This is a genomic window from Flavobacterium aurantiibacter, assembly GCF_002251775.1.
Taxonomy (GTDB): Bacteria; Bacteroidota; Bacteroidia; order Flavobacteriales; family Flavobacteriaceae; genus Flavobacterium; species Flavobacterium aurantiibacter.
This window is the reverse complement of sequence record NZ_NOXX01000107.1, coordinates 1-1,222: the sequence shown is the minus strand read 5'-3', so window position 1 is coordinate 1,222 and position 1,222 is coordinate 1. Positions and strand designations below refer to the sequence as shown.

Genomic DNA, 1,222 nt, shown 5'->3' with positions numbered 1-1,222 from the left:
GGAGTAATGGACATTTTTTAGGCTATTTTTTAGACGTTGCTTCCTAATGGACATTTTTTAGGCTGTATTTTGAGCCGATTGATTGTTAGGTAATTTTTCTTTCTCAACTTTGGTCGTCTGTATAAGCGGAAACAAGCTCTGCTGGAGAGCAACTTGTCAGGAATAATACGGATGCTCGACAAAAAGGTCGGTTCAATAGGTTGCTTGTAGGCAGCCTATTGCCATTTTTGGAGAGCCTCATACCTTTAAAAACTCATCAACGAATCTCTTTTTTCGCTTAATTGAAAGTCCATTATGATTACGCAGTTTGTTCTTTAAATCTGCAAAATGACCGTCGATTGCATTGGTAGTGTTAGGGATTTGTAACTTACTATGTTCATACCATGTGAAGAGCCAGGCTAAATTACTTTTAAGACTGCGGTAAGCACTTCTTAGTCTTTTGTGGGTATAATGGGATTTGTTAGTTACAAGGTTTAAGGTTCGCTCGTTTAGAAAGTTTTCCCACTTATTAAACCATAATTGTAATGCCCCAATGAAGGATTCTTTGTCTGTTTGTTTCATTAAATCAACTACTTCCATTAGCTCTCTGGCTGCTTTGAGCTTTGGTTTTTTTGTGAGATATCTACGAATAATTGCTGCCTGATGAAACTGACACATTTGAACCGGTATGCCATCAAACATTTGCACCAACCCTTTCCGACCATCGCAAACTATGGCAAGAACACGAAATCCTAAAGCTTGTAACTCTTTTATTCCCGAGGCATATTTGGCATTTGTTTCATGTGCGACGTAGTACTTCAACAGATTTTCTTTTGTCAGCGAGTCTTTGAAAAGCATAACTCCAAATCCGCGCCCCCAATAAGTCGTGTCCATTAACACAACTACATCTCGTGGTTCTTTTGTTGGAGCACAAACTCTGATCTGATCAAGACGCCGCTGAATAGTCTTAATCGAGCAATCATACTTGTGAGCTAATTGCGCGTAAGTCTGCTTTCCCTCGACATATTCTCGCCATAGCGTTTTATTGTCTAACCTAACTCCACCTAAAAATTGCCGATTGCAATGACCGCATTTATACAATTGAACTCCACGGCTAAAACCGTTTTTCTTGACAAAACCTTTGCCACAATAAAAGCACTTTTTTTATTCATAACCTTTGATTGGCGTCAAAGCTAATGATATCAACGCTTCACACGATTATCAGCCTAAAAAATGTCCATTA

The 1,222-nt window shown here is 38.8% G+C and carries 1 pseudogene; it reads right to left on the bottom strand.

The window, feature by feature from the left end:
* Positions 1-237: 237 nt before the first annotated feature.
* Positions 238-1,119 (bottom strand): annotated as a pseudogene (locus tag CHX27_RS15985) (IS256 family transposase, variant Zn-binding type); the annotation flags it as partial.
* Positions 1,120-1,222: the final 103 nt, after the last annotated feature.